General features: G+C 63.7%; 18 protein-coding genes. 5 read left to right on the plus strand and 13 right to left on the minus strand.

Translation table 11 applies throughout. The features are described 5' to 3' along the window. Window positions 1-52: 52 nt before the first annotated feature. On the plus strand, window positions 53-925 hold the full coding sequence (gene dapA / locus AC2FLM_RS13515; RefSeq protein ID WP_234171473.1) for a 4-hydroxy-tetrahydrodipicolinate synthase: 873 nt from the start codon (window positions 53-55) through the stop codon (window positions 923-925). Between the two features lie 94 nt (window positions 926-1019). Here dapA and AC2FLM_RS13520 read toward each other — a convergent pair whose 3' ends face one another. The 4 genes from AC2FLM_RS13520 to AC2FLM_RS13535 form a co-directional block, all read right to left on the minus strand. After that, window positions 1020-1907, minus strand: a complete 888-nt coding sequence (locus tag AC2FLM_RS13520) for a dimethyl sulfoxide reductase anchor subunit family protein (RefSeq protein WP_496858567.1) — start codon at window positions 1905-1907, stop codon at window positions 1020-1022. Then, complete coding sequence (locus AC2FLM_RS13525) at window positions 1907-2656, minus strand: 4Fe-4S dicluster domain-containing protein (protein WP_234176210.1); 750 nt, start codon at window positions 2654-2656, stop codon at window positions 1907-1909. The genes AC2FLM_RS13520 and AC2FLM_RS13525 overlap by 1 nt, the downstream gene beginning before the upstream one ends. Before the next feature lie 82 nt (window positions 2657-2738). Beyond that, window positions 2739-5564 (minus strand): molybdopterin oxidoreductase family protein, encoded by a 2826-nt coding sequence (locus AC2FLM_RS13530; RefSeq protein WP_496858569.1) that lies wholly within the window; start codon window positions 5562-5564, stop codon window positions 2739-2741. 117 nt (window positions 5565-5681) lie between these two features. Then, on the minus strand, window positions 5682-6815 hold the full coding sequence (locus tag AC2FLM_RS13535; protein WP_496858571.1) for a citrate/2-methylcitrate synthase: 1134 nt from the start codon (window positions 6813-6815) through the stop codon (window positions 5682-5684). 36 nt (window positions 6816-6851) lie between these two features. Between AC2FLM_RS13535 and AC2FLM_RS13540 the strand changes: the two genes are divergently transcribed. Beyond that, a complete protein-coding gene (locus AC2FLM_RS13540; RefSeq protein WP_496858573.1) occupies window positions 6852-7703 on the plus strand; it encodes a phosphate acyltransferase in 852 nt (283 codons plus the stop codon). A gap of 7 nt (window positions 7704-7710) precedes the next feature. Here the strand turns inward: AC2FLM_RS13540 and AC2FLM_RS13545 are convergent, their stop codons facing one another. From AC2FLM_RS13545 to pdxR, 3 genes are all read right to left on the minus strand, one after another. Next, window positions 7711-8871: an acetate/propionate family kinase gene (locus AC2FLM_RS13545; RefSeq protein WP_496858575.1), complete on the minus strand. Its 1161-nt coding sequence runs from the start codon at window positions 8869-8871 to the stop codon at window positions 7711-7713. A 5-nt stretch (window positions 8872-8876) separates the two neighbouring features. Then, window positions 8877-10652 carry a sulfoacetaldehyde acetyltransferase gene (xsc, locus tag AC2FLM_RS13550; RefSeq protein WP_234221292.1) on the minus strand — a complete coding sequence of 592 codons (1776 nt, stop codon included), beginning with the start codon at window positions 10650-10652 and terminating at the stop codon, window positions 8877-8879. A gap of 125 nt (window positions 10653-10777) precedes the next feature. Beyond that, window positions 10778-12244: a MocR-like pyridoxine biosynthesis transcription factor PdxR gene (pdxR, locus tag AC2FLM_RS13555; RefSeq protein ID WP_234137103.1), complete on the minus strand. Its 1467-nt coding sequence runs from the start codon at window positions 12242-12244 to the stop codon at window positions 10778-10780. Window positions 12245-12426: 182 nt separating this feature from the next. Here pdxR and AC2FLM_RS13560 point away from each other — a divergent pair, with 182 nt between their 5' ends. Then, window positions 12427-12744 (plus strand): ArsR/SmtB family transcription factor, encoded by a 318-nt coding sequence (locus tag AC2FLM_RS13560; RefSeq protein ID WP_234171485.1) that lies wholly within the window; start codon window positions 12427-12429, stop codon window positions 12742-12744. Further along, complete coding sequence (locus tag AC2FLM_RS13565) at window positions 12737-13765, plus strand: permease (RefSeq protein WP_496858578.1); 1029 nt, start codon at window positions 12737-12739, stop codon at window positions 13763-13765. The genes AC2FLM_RS13560 and AC2FLM_RS13565 overlap by 8 nt, the downstream gene beginning before the upstream one ends. A 4-nt stretch (window positions 13766-13769) precedes the next feature. On the opposite strand, the gene AC2FLM_RS13570 is transcribed toward AC2FLM_RS13565, so the two are convergent. Together AC2FLM_RS13570 and AC2FLM_RS13575 are read right to left on the minus strand one after the other, a co-directional pair. Then, a complete protein-coding gene (locus tag AC2FLM_RS13570; protein WP_234221295.1) occupies window positions 13770-14162 on the minus strand; it encodes a hypothetical protein in 393 nt (130 codons plus the stop codon). Between the two features lie 50 nt (window positions 14163-14212). Further along, entirely contained in the window at window positions 14213-14989 is a 777-nt protein-coding gene (locus AC2FLM_RS13575; protein ID WP_234221296.1) for a DUF1013 domain-containing protein, read from the minus strand. Between the two features lie 128 nt (window positions 14990-15117). On the opposite strand from AC2FLM_RS13575, the gene AC2FLM_RS13580 reads away from it, so the two are divergent. After that, window positions 15118-15747 (plus strand): ribonuclease T2 family protein, encoded by a 630-nt coding sequence (locus tag AC2FLM_RS13580; RefSeq protein WP_496858581.1) that lies wholly within the window; start codon window positions 15118-15120, stop codon window positions 15745-15747. Window positions 15748-15754: 7 nt separating this feature from the next. Here AC2FLM_RS13580 and AC2FLM_RS13585 read toward each other — a convergent pair whose 3' ends face one another. The 4 genes from AC2FLM_RS13585 to AC2FLM_RS13600 form a co-directional block, all read right to left on the minus strand. Further along, on the minus strand, window positions 15755-16243 hold the full coding sequence (locus tag AC2FLM_RS13585) for a hypothetical protein (RefSeq protein ID WP_234221298.1): 489 nt from the start codon (window positions 16241-16243) through the stop codon (window positions 15755-15757). Between the two features lie 182 nt (window positions 16244-16425). Next, complete coding sequence (locus AC2FLM_RS13590; RefSeq protein WP_496858583.1) at window positions 16426-17121, minus strand: substrate-binding domain-containing protein; 696 nt, start codon at window positions 17119-17121, stop codon at window positions 16426-16428. Between the two features lie 60 nt (window positions 17122-17181). Beyond that, window positions 17182-17778, minus strand: coding sequence for a recombination mediator RecR (gene recR / locus AC2FLM_RS13595; protein WP_234171493.1), 597 nt, complete (start codon window positions 17776-17778; stop codon window positions 17182-17184). Window positions 17779-17852: 74 nt separating this feature from the next. Next, on the minus strand, window positions 17853-18197 hold the full coding sequence (locus tag AC2FLM_RS13600) for a YbaB/EbfC family nucleoid-associated protein (protein ID WP_496858586.1): 345 nt from the start codon (window positions 18195-18197) through the stop codon (window positions 17853-17855). Window positions 18198-18321: the final 124 nt, after the last annotated feature.

The raw sequence follows: 18321 nt of genomic DNA on the forward strand, positions 1-18321 counted from the left end.
GGCAACCGGCGGGCAACTGCCCGCTTACCACTCTATCTAGGGAGCGTTTTCCATGTTCAAAGGCTCGATGCCTGCCCTCGTCACCCCGTTCCGCAACGGCGAGCTGGACCTGGAGACGCTCAAACGGCTTGTCGAATGGCAGATCGGCGAAGGCTCGACCGGCCTGGTTCCCGTCGGCACCACCGGCGAAAGCCCCACGCTGACCCACGAGGAACACGAAACCGTTGTGGCCGAGGTGGTCAAGGCCGCCGCCGGACGCGTGCCGGTGATCGCGGGCGCGGGGTCGAACAACACCACCGAAGCGATCCGCTTCGTGCAATTCGCCCAGCGGATCGGAGCCGATGCAGCACTGGTAGTGACGCCCTATTACAACAAGCCCACCCAGCGCGGACTGATCGCGCATTTCACCGCGTTGCATGACTGCGCCGAGATCCCGATCGTCATCTACAACATTCCTGGCCGCTCGGTCGTGGACATGACGCCCGCGACCATGGGCGCGCTGGCCAAGTTGCCCCGCATCATCGGTGTCAAGGATGCCACCGGAGATCTGGCCCGGGTCAGTCAGCAGCGTGCCGCATGTGGCCCGGACTTTGTCCAGCTTTCGGGCGAGGACGCCACCGCGCTGGGCTTCAACGCCCATGGTGGGGTCGGCTGCATCTCTGTCACCGCCAACGTGGCGCCGCGCCTGTGTGCCGAATTCCAGCAGGCGACGCTTGCCGGTGACTATGCCAAGGCGCTCGCCTATCAGGACCGGCTGATGCCCCTGCACGAGGCGATCTTTATCGAGCCGGGTCTGGTCGGCGCCAAATATGCCCTGTCGAAACTGGGCCTGTGCAGCGAAGAGGTCCGCTCGCCGCTGACCGGTCTGGAAGACAGCACCAAGGCCGCCATCGACGCCGCGATGAAGCACGCCGGGCTGTTGTAACGACCCCATCAACAACCCGGCGTCCGATACCTGGGCGCCGGGCTTCTGCTTCTTTCTGGTCAAAAATACTCAAATCGCGGCGTTGCCGCGCAGGCTAACGTTTGCCGTAATAGAGCCCGACCACATGTTCCGCCTGCGCAAAGAACAGCCAGCGCGACGTGGCGATGCCGATCAGATGCGCGATCACGGCAATCAGGGCGAGCAGATGTTTGACGACCACGTCATGCATCGGCACCAGTAACAGCGCCAGCGGCAGGACAAAGCCAAAGCCCAAGGCCAGCATTCGCAGCTTTGCCGCGTGTTTGCGGCCGACGACATGCACGAATTCCCGCAGCAGATAGTTGCTGCCTGTATGCGGTGGCTCAAAGGCGCGCACGGTGCCGCGCGACCCCAACCCGGTCGCGGTGCCGATATCGGTGCCCGAGTTCGCCAGCGCAGCGTCGCCCTGTTTCCAGTAGGCCAGTTGCACCGCACCCGCGATCAGCAGCAGCACGATTGCGGCTGCGCTCTGGCCGGCCAGCAGCGCGCCGCCGGCGAGGCTGAAGGACAGGAACATCGCCGGTGTCAGGTTCATATTCCAGCGCGGAATAGTCTTGAGCTGGGCATAGATCATCGACGTGGTGAACACCGTGATCAGCGACAGCGCCGCGCCCAGCCAGCCCAGCACAGCCCAGCGCTGGTCCAGAAAGATCACGCCGATGGCATAGATCCCCATGAGGATCAGTGCGGCCACCGCAGAGCAGCCCTCGCGGCTGAGCCAGCTTGTGCGCCACTGGCGGAACGCCTTCCAGGCGCGTTCCGGGTGGCCGAGGTGGAATGTCGAGGCCAGAAGCCCGCCGACGGCCAGACCGAAGGCAATGGCGAAGAAGACGAAGGCCACCCAACCGGATACATCCGGCAGGCCAAGACCGAGAAAGGCCAGCAGGCCAAAGCCGAGGCCCGACAAGGTGGTGAAGATGATGACGGAAGGAGCGGGATGCATCAGAGTTTCTCCAGGGCCTTGTCAAGCCAGGCGATGAACCCTTTGGGTTCTTCGGCCACCGGGGCCAGCAGCGGTGCCAGGATATCGATCTGATCTTCGATCCGATCCTTGGGCCGCGGCGGCAGGTACTTGTTGACGGGCTTGGTGCCCATTTCCGGCATCAGGTCCATGCCGCCGCGTTCGGCCACCAGCTGCGACACCGGGCTGTCCGGGTCACCCAGATCGCCGAAATGGCGCGCACCGGCCGGGCAGGTGCGCACGCAGGAAGGCACCCGGTCCACCTCGGGCAGGTTCTCGTTATAGATGCGGTCGACGCAGAGGGTACATTTCTTCATCACGCCTTCGGCCAGGTCCAGTTCGCGCGCGCCATAAGGGCAGGACCAGGCGCAGAGGCCGCAGCCGATGCAGTCGCTTTCGTTGACCAGAACAATCCCGTCCTCCGAGCGTTTATAGCTGGCGCCGGTCGGGCAGACGGTGACACAGGGCGCGTCATCGCAATGCAGGCAGGATTTCGGGAAATGGATCAGCTGGGCGTGCCCCTGGTCGGGTTGCACCTCGTAGGAATGCACCCGGTTCAGGAAGGTGCCCGACGGATCGGCGCCATAGGGATTCTGATCGCTGAGCGGCGCACCGTAATTTTCGGTGTTCCAGCCCTTGCAGGAGATCACGCAGGCATGGCAACCGACACAGGTATCAAGGTCGATCACCAGCCCCAGCTTGCGGTCGGTCGTCTTTGGTAGGCTGGTCATGTCCCGCTCCAATGGCCACAGGCGCGCGCAAGAAAATTCGCCGAATTTTCTTGGCAATTTTCTGTGCAGAAAATTGTTCCGCTCATTTTCCCACCTTCCATGTCAGCTCTTTCGGACCGGTTCCCACGGGCGATTTCAACGCGGGGAACTCGGGCTGGCTTTCAGCTCTCTCCTCGGGGCCCGCCACCTTTTCGATCTTCACCTTGAGGTCGAACCACGCCGCCTGACCGGTCACCGGGTCGGAGTTGGCCCAGCGCAGCCCGTCGCCCTTGGCTGGCAGCAATTCGTGGATCAGGTGGTTGAGCAGAAAGCCCTTGGTGGCCTCGGGTGCATCCGGTTCCAGCGCCCAGGCCCCCTTGCGCTTGCCGATCGCGTTCCAGGTCCAGACGGTGTTTTCATTGAGCGCCGCCATCTCCATCACCGGCACCACGATCTCTCCATGGGGCGAGGTCAGGCGCGCCCAGTCGCCATCCTTCATCCCCTGCTCGCGCATGATTTTCGTCGGCACGTAGAGCGGATTGCGCCCGTGCAGCTGCCGCAGCCAGGCATTCTGCGTGCCCCAGCTGTGATACATCGCCATGGGTCGCTGGGTCAGCGCGTTGACGGTGAAGCCCTCGTTGCCTTGCTGGTCGGTCTCGTACCAGATCGGCAGCGGGTCCAGCCGCTGACTGATCCGGTCGCGCAGGTGATCGGGCGGTTGCCGCTCGCCATGGCCTTCGGCCGCCAGCTGGAACCGGCGCATGGGTTCCGAATAGAGCTGGAACAGGTAGGGCTGCGGGCTGTCATAGAGACCCATACCGACGGCCCAGTCCTGATAGGCCGCGTTCCAGGGTTTGTAATACTGCGCCGCCTCCGGCACGTGTTCGACAAAGAAGCCGCCGTTTTCGATATACCGGTTCAGCTGATCCGGGTTGACCTCGCCGCGCCCGGCCTTGTCACCTGCCGCGCCCCGGAAACCGGCCAGCGGGCCGATGCCGGGTTTGCGCTGGTGGTTGACGATGTAATCGGCGTAATCGGCATATTTCGCCGCGCCGTTCTCATCCGTGAATCCGGGCAGTTTCAGCTTGTTGGCAAGTTGCACCAGCACCGTCTGAAAGCCGCGTACATCGCGGTCGGGTTCGATCACCGGCCAGCGGATCGCGTCGGCGGCGGCATCCGCCTCGCAGATCGGACGGTCGAGCAGCGAGATACAGTCGTGTCGCTCCAGATAGGTGGTGTCGGGCAGGATCAGGTCGGCATAGGCCACCATTTCCGAAGAATAGGCATCGGAATAGATGATCCGCGGAATGACATATTCGCCGCTTTCGTCCTTGTCGGTCAGCATGTCGATCACGCCGCGCGTGTTCATGGTCGAGTTCCATGACATGTTCGCCATGTACATGAACAGCGTGTCGATCTTGTACGGATCGCCGGCATGGGCGTTCGAGATCACCATATGCATCAGTCCGTGCGAGGACATCGGGTTTTCCCAGGTGAACGCCTTGTCGATGCGCGCGGGGCTGCCATCGGGTTTCAGCGCCAGATCCTCGGGGCCGCGCACGAATCCCAGGTGCGGGCCGTCAAGCGGAGCGCCCGGCGTCACCTTGCAATGGGGCTTGGGATGGGCCTCGACCGGCTTAGGATAGGGCGGTTTGAAGCGGAAGCCGCCCGGCACCTCGACGGTGCCCAAAAGGATCTGCAACAGGTGCAAGGCGCGGCAGGTCTGGAACCCGTTGGCATGGGCCGAGACCCCGCGCATCGAGTGGAACGAGACCGGGCGGCCCTTCATCACCTTGTGGGTCTCGCCCCGGAAATCCGTCCATTCCTGTTCGATTTCGAACGCCTCGTCAAAGGCGACGCGGGCGATCTCGGCGGCCAGCGCGCGGATGCGCGACGCCGGGATGCCGCAGCGGTCGGCCACCGCCTCGGGCGCGTACTCCGCGCTCAGGTAACGCTCGGCCATGGACTGCATCACCGTGCGACAGGTGCGTCCGTTCGCCTCGGTGCTGCCCGACAGATCGGGGCGCACGCCGGGACGGTCGAAGGGGGCCAGTTCGCCGCTGACCCGGTCGATCACCAGCACCTTGCCCTCCGCATCACGCAGCAACAGGCCGTGATCGTCGGCGCCGGGATTGTCGATCACCAGACAGGGCGCATTGGTGTAGCGGGCGAGATAGTCGAGGTCGATCTTGCCTGCCTTCATCAGCACGTGGATCAGCGACAGGATCAGCAGACCGTCGGTGCCGGGCGTTATCCCGTACCAGTCATCGGCCACCGCGTTATAGCCCGAGCGGATCGGGTTGACTCCGACCACCCGCGCGCCACGCGCCTTGATCTTGCCGATGCCCATCTTGATCGGGTTGCTGTCATGGTCCTCGGCCACGCCGAAAAGGATGAACAGCTTGGTATGATCCCAGTCGGGCTGGCCGAATTCCCAGAACGCGCCGCCCATCGTATAGATGCCCGCCGCCGCCATGTTGACAGAGCAGAAGCCGCCATGCGCGGCATAGTTCGGGGTGCCGAAATTCTGTGCCCAGAAGCTGGTGAAACTTTGCGACTGGTCGCGCCCGGTGAAGAAGGCCAGTTTCGACGGATCGTTCTCGCGGATCGGTTTCAGCCAGCCGGTCGCGATCTCCAGCGCCTCGTCCCAGCTGATTTCCTGGAACTCGCCTGAACCGCGCGGCCCCACCCGTTTCAGCGGTGCGCGCAGGCGCGAGGGGGCGTTGACCTGCATGATCCCGGCAGACCCCTTGGCACAGAGCACGCCCTTGTTCACCGGGTGGTCGCGGTTGCCCTCGATATAGGCGACCTTGCCGCTCTTCATGTGCACGTTGATCCCGCATCGGCAGGCGCACATGTAGCACGTCGTCTTGCGGACCTCGTCCGAGACATGCGGCGAGGTGTCGATCTGCGGCTGCTGAAAGGTCATTCCCTGTTCCCTTTTTTCGCCAACGGTACTGCGCAAGAATGGATTTGCGAACCGTTTTCTGAAATTCGTCCCATTGTCGGGACGATGTCGTTCGCTTTGCGCTCTTGACTGGTAAAGCTATCTCTTTCCGATCGGCACATAGACCCGTGGGTCCGGACCGTCATAGAGCGTGAGCGGTCGGATCAGGATATTGCGCCGCAGTTGCTCGATGCATTGCACGATCCAGCCCGGCACGCGGCCGATGGCAAATATCGGTACATAGAGGTCCATCGGAATGCCGTGCAACTGGTAGATCACGCCGGAATAGAAATCGACATTCACGTTCAGCCCGTGCCGCGCGTAGGGCTGCATCGCCGCGACCACGGCTTGCAGGATGGCATACCATTCCGGCGCACCCATTTCCTCGCCCAGCTTGCGCACGCCTTCGCGCATATGGCGGGCGCGCGGGTCCTCGGTGCGATAAACGCGATGGCCAAAGCCGGTGACCGGTTCCCGCGCCTTGCGCTTGGCCCGGACATAGTCGGCAGCGTTTTCCGGGCTGCCGATCTCTTGCACCATCTTCATCACGTCCTCGGCGGCGCCGCCATGAGCGGGGCCGGCAAGCGTGGACAGCGCGGTCACGATGGCGCCGTGCAGATTGGCCTCGGTCCCGATGGTGACGCGGGCGGCAAAGCTGGAGGCGTTCGAGCCGTGTTCGGCATGCAGGATGAAATCCACATCGGCCAGCCGGGCGGCATCGGTCGAGGGTTTTTCGCCCTTGAGCATCCAAAGCCAGTTGGCCGCGTGCGACAGGCTGTTGTCGGGGGTCACCGGGTCGCGCCCATTGCGGATTGCCTCGTGCGCGGCGACGATCATCGGGATCTGGCTGGTCAGGCGAATGCCGTTCTCGACAAAGGCCTCCTCGCTGACCGCGCGGCTGCCCGGTTCCAGTGCCGCCAGCGCCGAAACGGCGGTGCGGAGCACATCCATCGGGTGGCCATCCTTTGTGGCACGGATGATGTCGAATACCGCGGGCGGCAGGCTGCGCGCCGCTTTCAGCCGGGAATCGAAATCAGCAAGTTCTGCCACGGATGGAAGCTCGCCATGGATCAGCAGATACGCCACTTCTTCAAAGGTGGAATGGGTGGCGAGATCGTGGATCGAATAGCCCCGATAGCTGAGTTCTCCCTGCGATCCGTCGATATGGCTGACGCCCGAGCGCTCGAAATAGACGCCCACCAGACCACGGTTGATCTTGACCTCGTCGCTCATCGCTGTCTCCCTTCGGTGACTGAATTGGAGGGGCCCATGACCGCACAGCAGCGCGCCATCGAAAAAGCCAGAACCCGCGGGGCGCGGGTGGTGTTTCCGGAAATGGACGACCCGCGCGTGGCGGCAGCCACGGCGGAACTGGCGCGGCTGGGCTTGTGCGAGCCGGTCGGTCTGGGCACTCCCTCGGAGGCCCATGTCGCGGCTCTGGTCGAGGCGCGCGGAGTGAAAGAGGCGGTCGCGCGCCGCATGCTGGGCAAACCCCTGTACCTGGCCGCCGCCATGGTCGCCAGCGGTGAGGCCGAAGCGATGGTGGCAGGTGCCGACAGCCCGACCAAGCGGGTGATCGAGGCGGCCGCCATCGCGATCGGGCTGGCCGAAGGGGTCTCGGTGCCGTCGTCGTTCTTCCTGATGCGGTTTCCTGACGGGCGCGAACTGATCTTTGCCGATTGCGCGGTGAACGTGACCCCCGACGCCGAGGCTTTGGCAGCGATTGCGCGTGCGTCAGAGGTGTCGGCGCGCGCGCTTCTGGGCTCTGCCCGCGTGGCGATGCTGTCATATTCGACCGGCACCTCGGGCGCGGGTGACAGCGTCGACCTTGTCAGATCGGCGGTAGAGGCCACCGGATTCCTGGGGCCGGTACAGGCGGATGCAGCGCTGAACCCCACCATCGCCGCCAAGAAGGGGCTGGGCGCGGGCGATGCCAATGTACTGGTATTTCCCGATCTCGATGCAGGCAACATCGCGTACAAGCTGTGCCAGGAACTGGCCGGCGCACAGGCGCTGGGACCGATCCTGCAAGGGTTCCGCAAACCGGTCTGCGACCTGAGCAGAGGCGCCACGGTTGACGACATCGTCGCGGCGACGGCGGTCACGCTGGCGCTGGAATAGCGACGGGTCATGCGGCCTCCAGCAGGGTCTGGGCGTCGCGGGCGATCATGCGCTCTTCCTCGGCCGGGACGATCCAGATCGCGACTTTCGAGTTATCCGTGTGCAGGCGCGGCTTGCCCGCGTGGTTGGCGTCGGGGTCCATACGCGCGCCCAACCATTCCAGACCGCGCAGGATACGGGCGCGCACGCCAATGGCATTTTCGCCGATGCCGCCGGTAAAAGCGATGGCATCGAGCCCCTCCATTGCCGCGATCAGGCTACCGGCATGGCGCAGCGTCCAGTAACAGAAATGCTCGATGGCGAAATCGCTGTCGGCTGTGTGGTCCAGCATCAGGCGGCGCATGTCGGACTTTCCGCCCGACAGGCCCAACAGCCCGCTTTCGTGATTGAGTATCGCTTTTGTGCGCTCCAACCCATGATCCTCGACCAGGCGCAGGACGGCATTGGCGTCGATCCCGCCCGAGCGGGTGCCCATCGTCAATCCATCGAGCGGGGAATAGCCCATGGTCGTGGCTATGGAACAACCGTTCTTGATCGCACAAAGCGAGGCGCCATTTCCGAGATGGAAGGCCAACAGGCGCGAGGGCAGCGCCTCGCCCGAGATCTCGGGCAGGCGGCGTACCAGCGAGGCATAGCTGAGGCCATGGAACCCGTAACGACGGATCCCCTTGGTCTCGATCATCCGGGGGATTGCGTAGCGGGTCGCAACCTCGGGGTTCGTGGCATGGAACGAGGTGTCGAAACTGGCGAGTTGCGGCAACTCCGGCGCCAGTTCGGCCAGCGTGTCTATCGCGGCGAGATTGTGCGGGTTGTGTAGCGGCGCCAGCGGTGAACACGCGGCGATCTCGGCCCGCACTTCGGGCGTGATGCGCACGGGCGCGGTCAGCTTTCGCCCGCCATGGACAACACGATGGGCGGCGGCGCGCAGGTCCGCGACCTGCACGCCAGCGGCTTCAAGCGATTTGAGCACCGCAGCAAGGGCGGCTCGGTGGTCGATCAGCGGCAACTCGGTCTTTTCCGAACCAACCTGAAGGAAGGACACGCCACCGATACCGGCGGCGAGTCCTGATAGCAGCTCTGTCAGGTCGGGTCCGAAAACCGCAAACTTGATCGACGAGGACCCGGCGTTGAGTACGAGAATGCTGTCTTTGGCGCCGGGTTCGTGCATGTCGCTTAGACCTGCTGTTCGCGCATGTCGGCCTTGTCGATACCGGCCACGCGAACGGGTTTCTTCATGGCGTCGCGGCGGAAGGGTTCGCCCAGTTCCTGATTGATCATCGCTTCGATCAGGGTGGTCTTGCCTGCCTTCTGATCCTCGATGGCCTTGGCCAGCGCGGCGGTCAGCTCGTCCATGGTGCGCGCGACAACGCCTTGCAGACCACAGGCCTTGGCGATGCCGGCATAGCTCACCTGCTCGTCCAGCTCGGTGCCGACGAAATTGTCGTCGAACCATAGGGTGGAGTTCCGCTTTTCCGCACCCCACTGGTAGTTGCGGAACACGATCTGGGTGACCGCTGGCCACTCGCCACGCCCGATTGCCGTGAGCTCGTTGACCGCGATACCAAAGGCACCGTCACCCGAAAAACCAACCACCGGCACATCCGGGCATCCGATCTTGGCGCCGACAACAGCGGGCAGGCCGTAACCGCAGGGGCCGAACAGGCCGGGGGCCAGGTACTTTCGGCCATCCTCGAACGAGGGATAAGCGTTGCCGATGGCGCAGTTGTTACCGATGTCCGACGAGATGATCGCCTCTTTCGGCAGGGCGCTCTGGATCGCGCGCCAGGCCATGCGGGGGCTCATCCATTCGGGTTTCGCATCGCGGGCGCGCTGGTTCCAGCTGGTACCCGGATCGTCATCCTCGTGGGTCATCTCGGTCAGCTGTTGCGCCCAGCGCGACTTGGTCTCGGCGATCTTGGCCTTGCGCGCGGCGCGGCCTTCGTCGCCGGCAGTGCCCGACAGCTGGTTCAGGATGCCGGTCGCCACCTTGGCCGCGTCGCCGATGATGCCCACAGTAACCTTCTTGGTCAGGCCGATCCGGTCGGGGTTGATGTCGACCTGGATGATCTTGGCATTTGCCGGCCAGTATTCCATGCCATAGCCCGGCAGGGTCGAGAACGGGTTCAGACGGGTGCCAAGGCACAGCACAACGTCGGCGTCCTTGATCAGCTCCATCCCGGCTTTCGAACCGTTATAGCCCAGCGGACCGGCAAAGAGCGGATGCGAGCCGGGGAAAGCGTCATTGTGCTGGTAGCCTACGCAGACCGGCGCATCGAGCCGCTCGGCCAGCGCCTTGGAGGCCGCGATGCCGCCCTTGGACAGAACCACGCCCGCGCCGTTCAGGATTACCGGGTTCTTTGCATCCGACAGCAGCGCGGCCGCCTGTGCTACGGCCTGCTCACCGCCCGACGGACGTTCGAACTCGACAATCGCGGGCAGTTCGATATCGACGACCTGGGTCCACATGTCGCGCGGAATGTTCAGCTGTGCCGGGGCACTGGCACGCTTGGCGTTCATGATCACGCGGTTCAGTACTTCGGCCACGCGTGTGGGGTCGCGCACCTCTTCCTGATAGGCGACCATGTCCTCGAACAGTTTCATCTGCTCGACTTCCTGGAAACCGCCCTGACCGATGGTCTTGTTGGCGGCCTGCGGCGTGACCAGCAGAAGCGGTGTATGGTTCCAGTAGGCGGTTTTGACAGCGGTCACGAAATTGGTGATGCCGGGGCCGTTCTGGGCGATCATCATCGACATCTTGCCGGTGGCACGGGTGTAACCGTCTGCCATCATGCCGGCGCTGCCCTCGTGCGCGCAGTCCCAGAAGGTGATCCCGGCCGAGGGGAACAGGTCGGAAATCGGCATCATCGCCGATCCGATGATGCCAAACGCATGCTGGATGCCATGCATCTGCAGGGTTTTGACGAAGGCTTCTTCGGTCGTCATCTTCATGAGATCGCACTCCATGGTGTTCTGATTGGCCGGCCACAACGGGAACCGGCATCTTGGTTAAAGGTTTAGGCGCAACGGGAAGGCAGGCGTTAGGGCCAGAATGAAAACCGGGATAGGGCCAGACCCTACCCAGCATGACGGGCGATGGCGCCAGCGATGCGCTCTATCCCCGGCGCGATGCGGCTGGTCGGGATCGAGGAATAACCCAGGCGATAATAGTTCGTGGGCCGGTCCGGCCCCGAGAAGAAGGCCACTCCAGGCTCGATATGAACGCTTTCGCCGCGCAGAGCCATGGCAAGCGCGCCGCAATCCACCCCGACCGGGGCCTGCATCCAGAGCGACGAACCGCCATAGACACCACGCCCGGCGATGCTGAGGCCATGCTGGGCAATGGCACGCTCGATCTCTTGACGTCGTTGCAGCAGGACCGAGGACATCCGCCGGATTTGCGCGTCGTAATGGCCCAGCGACAGGAAATAGGCAGCGGTGCGCTGGATATGGCCGGGCGGGTGGCGCAGCACAAGCGACCGCAGCGCGCGCGCCTCGCGGATGAACGGCTCGGAGCCGACCATGTAGCCCAAACGCAGACCGGGAAAGAGCGATTTCGAGAAGCTGCCGACATAAACGACACGCCCATCGCGATCGAGCGACTTCAGCGCCGGAGAGGGCGCGCCCAGAAAGGCCAGTTCGAACTCGTAATCGTCCTCGACGATCATCGCGTCGATCTCGCGTGCGCGCTCCAACAGTGCATGACGGCGCGACACCGGCATGGTGGCGGTGGTCGGACTTTGATGGCTGGGCGTGGTAAAGATCACGTCGGTATCGTCGGGGATGGCATCGGGCGGCAGCCCGTCCAGATCGACGCGCAGCGGCACCAGATTGCAGCGCGACTGGATCAACAATTCGCGCAGCGCGTAATAGCAGGGATCCTCGACCGCCGCCTTGCGCCTGCGGTTCAACAACACCCGCGCCGCCAGCCAGAGCGCATTCTGGGCGCCGAGCGTGATCAGGATTTCCTCGGGTCGGGCCGAAATACCGCGCCGAGGCAAGGTGTGGCGCGCGATGAATTCGATCAACAGCGGATCGTCCTGATCGACATAGTCGGCGGTGAGCGAGGCAAAATCCTTTTGTCCCAGCGCCCGCACCGCGCAAAGCCGCCAGTTGGCGTGATCGAACAGCGTTGGATCGGCCTGGCCATAGATGAACGGATAGCGATAGTCGCGCCAATCCGCCGGCTTCTGCAACGTGTCTCCACCCGAAAACTTGCGGGCGATGGCGCGGGACCAGTCCACCGTTTCCTGGTCGCGTTCCATCGGGGCATAGCTGGGCGGGATCGGCGCGTTCTCGGACACGAAATAGCCCGACCGCCCGCGCGAGGTCAGGTAATCGTTCGCCAGCAACTCTGTATATGCCAGCGTCACGGTAATCCGGCTGACCCCCAGATGGGTCGCCAATCGCCGCGACGAGGGCAATTTCTCGCCCACATGAAAACGCCCCGACAGGATGCCTTCGGCGATCATCTGCTGGATTTGCGCCTGAAGCGTGCCCTGCGCGCCCTGTTTCAGAAAGAAGGTTTCGACCGGTATCGCCATGGGCTCACAATAGATTGGACTTATGCTGCCATCAATTTGGACTTATGGGCCGCTGACAAGAGCCTTTGATAGATTGGAGATATGCATGCGAGCCATCTGGCCTTATCGCCCCAAACAGGATGCGTCTTGACGTCTGCAATAATAACTATAAAACTGGTTTTGTGGTTATTTATGGAGCAATCATGTGGGATGAAGCAGCAAGCGGATTTGCCGCCATGGGATCGGTGGCGCGGCTCAAGGTTTTGCGCACACTGGTTCGGGCCGGCCGTCCCGGTCTGACCGTGGGCGAGATCCAGCAGCGCACGGACATGGCGGCCTCGACCTTGGCCCATCACCTCAAGGCGCTGACGGCGGGGGGAGTCATCGAACAGACCCGCCAGGGCCGGCAAACCATCAATCGCGCCCGATACGACCATCTTGAGGCGCTGGCGCACTTCATCATCGCGGAATGCTGCGCCGATCAATGCGGACACGACATACAGGAGACAGACAATGGTTGAGATCACATCTCCCCCGAGGCGCGGACCGGGCCGTCTGACGACATGGCTGAAAACGCCCTGGGCGGTGGCCGCGGGGCTGATTGGCGCGGTGGCGCTGCTGGATCCGGCGCAACTGGTCGCTGTTGTCCGTTTTGCAACTGCCGCTCTTGCGGGAACCGCGCCCTATATCCTCTTTGCCGTGCTGCTGCTGGCCTGGCTCAAGGCGACCGGCGCCGAGGTCCTGGTGGCGCGCGCCTTCGAGGGGCGGGAAACGCGGATGATCCTTCTGGCGGCGCTATTCGGCGGGTTGGCGCCGTTTTGCTCCTGCGAGGTGATCCCGTTCATCGCCGGGCTGCTGGCACTGGGGGCGCCCCTGTCGGCGGTGATGGCCTTTTGGCTCAGCTCGCCCCTCATCGACCCGCCGACACTGTTGATCACGGCGGGCGCGCTGGGCTGGCCCTTTGCCATCGGCAAGGCGGTGGCAGCGGTCGGGCTGGGCCTGTTCGGCGGCTTTGTCGTGCGGGCGCTGTCCGCTGGCGGAGCGCTGAGCGATCCGCTGCGCAACGCCAAGACCCGAGGCTGCGGCTGTGGCGCGCCGAAAACCACGGCGCCGCGGTGGCGGTTCTGGACCGAGCCCGAGCGCACCCGCGTCTTTCGCGCCGAATTCCTCGGCAACGGCCTGTTCTTGCTGAAATGGATGACCCTGGCCTATGTGATCGAGGCGCTGCTGGTCACCTATGTGCCGGCGCAGGTGATCGCTGGCCTGGTTGGTGGCGAGGGGGTGGTGCCCATTGCAACCGCCGCATTGGTCGGCATGCCGGCCTATCTGAATTCCTACGTGGCACCGCCGCTGCTGGCGGGGTTGATGGAACAGGGCATGACAGCCGGGGCGGCGATGGCCTTCATGGTGGCGGGCGCGGTCAGTTCGGTACCGGCGATGGCAGCGGTCTGGTCATTGGTGAAACCGCGCGTTTTCGCGCTGTATCTTGGCCTGGGACTGACCGGCGCGGTGATCGCAGGCCTTTTGTTCCAGACGCTGTGACCGGCTACGACCCCGCGCAGTACTGGGGCAGTTTCAACCGGTACCGCGCCTCGCCGCTGGTGACATAGATGCGCTTTTCAACACAGGCGGTGGTGGTCACGCTGGCTGCCACCGGCCCCTCGGTCGAGGTGATCGAAGTGGCATGTCCATCAGGCAGACGAACCGAGACAAGCGCGCCATTGCGCAGATCCCCGTTGAGCGCGGTCAGAGAAAGCACGTCGAGCGTCAGAAACGCCTCGTGCTCATGGGGTTCTTCTCCCCTGCCGAACAGCAAGAGCCCCCCAAGGATGGCGGCGAACAGCACGGCGGCCACAAGCGCGGCGCCGCGCGTATGGAGAAACGCATAGACCGACACCGCCCGGTGCGGGCCGATCAGTTTGGAAAGCACATCAAGCATGGGTCGCCAAGCATGAAAAAGCCCCGGCCACAGGGCCGGGGCGGTTCCGATCAATAACGGGGATCGTCGTCCTCGTCCTCGTCATCCTTGCCACCCTTGGGCAGGTTGAAGAAGCTGTCGGCATCGATGATCGGGTTGTTGTCATCCTCGTCGTCATCGCTGGTGTCGATCGGCTCGGACAGCGAGAAATTCTCCAGCCCCTCGATCGCGGTCGGGATACGCGGGCCGGTATCCATGCCCAACGACTGTTCGGTCGAAACCAGCTTGCGGCGTTCGTCGTCGCTCATCACGCCGCCCTCGGCGGCTTTCTTGGCGGCTGCCTTTTGCACGACCGAGTCCAGTTCCGACTGGCGGCACAAACCCAGCGCAACCGGGTCGATGGGCTGCATGTTGGAAATGTTCCAGTGGGTCCGCTCGCGGATCGACTGGATCGTCGGCTTGGTGGTGCCGACCAGCTTGGCAATCTGGCCATCGGACAGCTCGGGATGGAACTTGACCAGCCACAGGATCGCGTTCGGGCGGTCCTGGCGTTTCGACAGCGGCGTATAGCGGGGGCCGCGGCGCTTTTCCTCGCCAGCGGCGGCGGGGTTGAACTTGAGCTTCAGCTTGTGCAGCGGATTCTGTTCGGCCTTGTCGATTTCTTCCTGGGTCAGCTGGTTGTTGGCGATGGGGTCGAACCCCTTGACGCCCGCCGCCACATCACCATCGGCAATGCCCTGAATTTCCAGCTCGTGCATGCCGACGAAATCGGCGATCTGCTTGAAGCTGATCGTCGTGTTGTCCACCAGCCAGACGGCGGTTGCCTTGGCCATCAGAGGTTTTGCCATGGCTTGTCTCCTTGCGAATACATCTCTCCCGTCGCCGGAATTCGGCTGCCCCGGGGTCTTGGGGCGGTTTCCGTTGTCGGGGAACTCCGAGCGTATATAGTCGGGCCGGGCAGATAAGGAAAGAGCGAATGCGCTGGTTGATTCTCTGGATTCTGACCGCTGTTTCGGCCTTGGCCGATGGCGAGAAAGCGGGCCAGTTCGACTATTACGTTCTTTCGCTCAGCTGGTCCCCCAACTGGTGCGAGACCACAGGAGATGCACGCGGCGAGGACCAGTGCAACCCGCGCCATGACCACGGCTGGATACTGCATGGCCTCTGGCCGCAATACCAGTATGGCTGGCCCTCCTATTGCCGCACCTCCGAGAGCCCGCCCACCCGCCGGATGACAGCGGAAATGACCGATATTCAGGGCAGTTCGGGCCTGGCCTGGCACCAATGGAAGAAACACGGCACCTGTAGCGGGCTAAGCGCGCAATCCTATTTCGATCTGTCGCGCGAGGCCTATGACAGCGTGGTCCGCCCCGAAGTGTTCCGGCGGCTGGACCGGACAGTGCAACTGCCGGCGCGGGTGGTCGAAGAGGCCTTTCTGAAGGCAAATCCGAAGCTGGAACGCGACATGCTGACGGTGACCTGTAACGGACGCTACATCGCCGAAGTCAGGATTTGCCTGTCGAACTCGCTCCAGCCAGTGCCCTGCGGCCGGGACGTCGTGCGCGACTGCCGGACCGAGGACGCGCTGTTATACGCGATTCGCTGACTTCGATTCAGTTCTGTGCCTTCTGGCACTCGCGCGCGTATTCCAGCGCCTTCGAGGTGCCTTTGAGGTCGATCGCCATGATCTCCTGCCCCTCGGCGCCATAGACCGTCATCACCTTGCGTTGGGCAATGGCATGTACGAACTCGCGGTCGGTAAAGAACACCGTTGCGCCGCGCACCTTGCCCTTGTTGGCGCCGATGGCGGTGGCCTCGAACCGCTCACCATCCAGATCAAAGGTGATGGGATAGCTGCCGCCATCCTCGATGGCGCCCCAGTTCTTGTTGAACACGGTGAAATAGCCGCGATTGCCGGTCCGGTCATAACCCAGCCGCACCACCGAGAGATCCTCGTAAACCGTCTGAATCAGGCAGCCATTGCCCAGCGCCGGGTCGACCATCAGGTTCCAGCCATGCACGAACCCCTTGTCGATCAGCTCCTGCGACCAGGCGGCGGTGGCAGTGACGGCGGCGAGCACAAAGGCAAGAATGCGGGTCATCGGGACATCTCCGGGCGGTGAGTGAGGCTCTATCCTTACCTAGCCGCAAAGCGCGCGGGACAAAAGGAAAACTCCGCCGGGCGTTACCGATTTCATGCGGCTGGTTTGGGGCGTGCTCCATGATATGGCCATCGGGTTCAGCGCCGGGGAATACCCCGGCAAGTCAAGCGATGACGGCGCGGTCAGGCAAAGCCAAAGCGCATGGCGCCCGCCGCTGCGAGTTCGTCATCCAGCGTGCCGGAGGTCAGCAGGTCGAGAACGGCGGTGGCACCTGAGCCCGGTGTCGGGCTGAGGAAGATCGACATGTCTATGTCGGTGGCGAAATCACCGGGAAAGACCGCAGCGGGGGCGAGACCGGGGGTCGACAGAATCGTCGATAGTGGTGCTACGGCCAGTTCGGTGTCCCCTGCCACGACCGAGGCGACCGGTTCGCCGCCGCCCATCGGGCGGCTTTTGGGGCGCAGGGTGTCAGACAGCCCCAGCCGCGCAACCGCATCTAGGAAGATGCGGCCGCTGGTGCCCGCGCCGGTATAGGCGATGCTGTCCGCCCGCCGGAAAAGATCGGCAATTGCGGGCGCGTGCCGGAGGGGCTCTGCCTTGGCACCTGCCCGGCAGCCGACCGCAAGCGGCACCCGGCCAAAGGGCCGGTGCGTGGTAGCATCGACATGGCGGCTGGCGATCAGGGCGGGGACATATTCGGGATTGGTCAGCCCGATATCGAAGGCTTCGCCGGCTGCGATGCGCTCGGGTATCCGCGGGTTGAGGTCGATGATCTGTGTCACCGGTCGGCCCGCTGCCGCGTCGAGGCGCGGGCCGAGGCGCGCCATCAATCCCCGGATCGCTGTGGGCACGAAGATGTGCAGACTGGCTGTTGTCATTGCCGGGCCCTTTTGGCGACCTACCCTCTGGGTCAAAGTACTGGCCTTTTGGAAGCCGGGCTAGAGATCCTTGCGGGCGCGCATCGCGGCCGAAATGGTGCCGTCGTCGAGATAGTCGAGTTCGCCACCGATCGGCACCCCCTGCGCCAGCGAGGTCAGCCGCACCCGGCCGCCCAGCTGGTCGGCGATGTAATGCGCCGTGGTCTGACCGTCGATGGTGGCGTTCAGCGCCAGGATCACTTCCGAGATCGACTCGGCGGTGACCCGATCCGCCAAGCGGGGAATACGCAATTCCTCGGGACCGACCCCATCCAGCGCCGACAGGGTGCCGCCCAGCACGTGATAGCGGCCTTTGAAGACGCCCGAACGTTCCATTGCCCACAGATCGGCCACATCCTCGACCACGCAAAGCTCGCCGGTGGCGCGCCGTTCATCGGTGCAGATGTCGCAGATGTCTGAGGTGCCGACATTGCCGCAGTTTAGGCATTCACGGGCGGTGGCCGCCACCTGCCCCATCAGATCGGCCAGCGGCGTCAACAGCAGCGCCCGCTTGCGGATCAGGTGCAGCACCGCGCGCCGGGCCGAGCGCGGACCCAGCCCGGGCAAACGCGCCATCAGCTCGATCAGCGCGTCGATATCCTTGGTCGATCCGGCCATATCCTGTTTCCCGTGCGCTCCCCCGCTCTGACGCGATCATGCCCGCAGTTCACCACAAAGGGAACGCCACCGTGTCAGAACGGCAGTTTGATATCCTTGGGCAGGCCCATGCCTTCGGTCAGGGCGGCCATTTCCTCTTGCGCCCTTTCGGCGGCCTTCGCCTGGGCGTCCTTGATGGCAGCCAGGATCAGGTCCTCGACCACTTCCTTGTCGTCTCCGTTAAAGATCGAGGGGTCGATATCCAGCCCCTTCAGCTCGCCCTTGGCGGTGGCGGTGGCCTTGACCAGCCCGGCCCCGGATTCGCCGGTGACCAGAATGCTGTTCAGGTCCTCTTGCATCTGAGCCATCTTGGTCTGCAATTCCTGCGCCGATTTCATCATCTTGGCCATATCGCCAAGGCCGCCGAGTCCTTTGAACATTGGGTGTCTCCTGCAAATCCGGTTTGCGCCTAGATACGGGCGCCGGTCCAGCGGCACAAGCCTATCCCGGCGCGGAAGCGCAGCCGGCTGTCTTTGGCCCCGTTCGGTGCTAGTCTTGCCGGCA

It is taken from the genome of Ruegeria sp. SAZD011, from assembly GCF_059612545.1.

What these genes read in the sequence shown, in the direction of transcription:
- AC2FLM_RS13575 (WP_234221296.1), bottom strand. Translation starts at nt 14,989, where the DNA reads ATGGCAAAACCTCTGATGGCCAAGGCAACCGCCGTCTGGCTGGTGGAC.
- AC2FLM_RS13590 (WP_496858583.1), bottom strand. Translation starts at nt 17,121, where the DNA reads ATGACAACAGCCAGTCTGCACATCTTCGTGCCCACAGCGATCCGGGGA.
- AC2FLM_RS13570 (WP_234221295.1), bottom strand. Translation starts at nt 14,162, where the DNA reads ATGCTTGATGTGCTTTCCAAACTGATCGGCCCGCACCGGGCGGTGTCG.
- AC2FLM_RS13540 (WP_496858573.1), top strand. Translation starts at nt 6,852, where the DNA reads ATGACCGCACAGCAGCGCGCCATCGAAAAAGCCAGAACCCGCGGGGCG.
- xsc (WP_234221292.1), bottom strand. Translation starts at nt 10,652, where the DNA reads ATGAAGATGACGACCGAAGAAGCCTTCGTCAAAACCCTGCAGATGCAT.
- AC2FLM_RS13585 (WP_234221298.1), bottom strand. Translation starts at nt 16,243, where the DNA reads ATGACCCGCATTCTTGCCTTTGTGCTCGCCGCCGTCACTGCCACCGCC.
- AC2FLM_RS13600 (WP_496858586.1), bottom strand. Translation starts at nt 18,197, where the DNA reads ATGTTCAAAGGACTCGGCGGCCTTGGCGATATGGCCAAGATGATGAAA.
- AC2FLM_RS13530 (WP_496858569.1), bottom strand. Translation starts at nt 5,564, where the DNA reads ATGACCTTTCAGCAGCCGCAGATCGACACCTCGCCGCATGTCTCGGAC.
- AC2FLM_RS13535 (WP_496858571.1), bottom strand. Translation starts at nt 6,815, where the DNA reads ATGAGCGACGAGGTCAAGATCAACCGTGGTCTGGTGGGCGTCTATTTC.
- AC2FLM_RS13565 (WP_496858578.1), top strand. Translation starts at nt 12,737, where the DNA reads ATGGTTGAGATCACATCTCCCCCGAGGCGCGGACCGGGCCGTCTGACG.
- AC2FLM_RS13580 (WP_496858581.1), top strand. Translation starts at nt 15,118, where the DNA reads ATGCGCTGGTTGATTCTCTGGATTCTGACCGCTGTTTCGGCCTTGGCC.
- AC2FLM_RS13560 (WP_234171485.1), top strand. Translation starts at nt 12,427, where the DNA reads ATGTGGGATGAAGCAGCAAGCGGATTTGCCGCCATGGGATCGGTGGCG.
- pdxR (WP_234137103.1), bottom strand. Translation starts at nt 12,244, where the DNA reads ATGGCGATACCGGTCGAAACCTTCTTTCTGAAACAGGGCGCGCAGGGC.
- recR (WP_234171493.1), bottom strand. Translation starts at nt 17,778, where the DNA reads ATGGCCGGATCGACCAAGGATATCGACGCGCTGATCGAGCTGATGGCG.
- AC2FLM_RS13545 (WP_496858575.1), bottom strand. Translation starts at nt 8,871, where the DNA reads ATGCACGAACCCGGCGCCAAAGACAGCATTCTCGTACTCAACGCCGGG.
- dapA (WP_234171473.1), top strand. Translation starts at nt 53, where the DNA reads ATGTTCAAAGGCTCGATGCCTGCCCTCGTCACCCCGTTCCGCAACGGC.
- AC2FLM_RS13525 (WP_234176210.1), bottom strand. Translation starts at nt 2,656, where the DNA reads ATGACCAGCCTACCAAAGACGACCGACCGCAAGCTGGGGCTGGTGATC.
- AC2FLM_RS13520 (WP_496858567.1), bottom strand. Translation starts at nt 1,907, where the DNA reads ATGCATCCCGCTCCTTCCGTCATCATCTTCACCACCTTGTCGGGCCTC.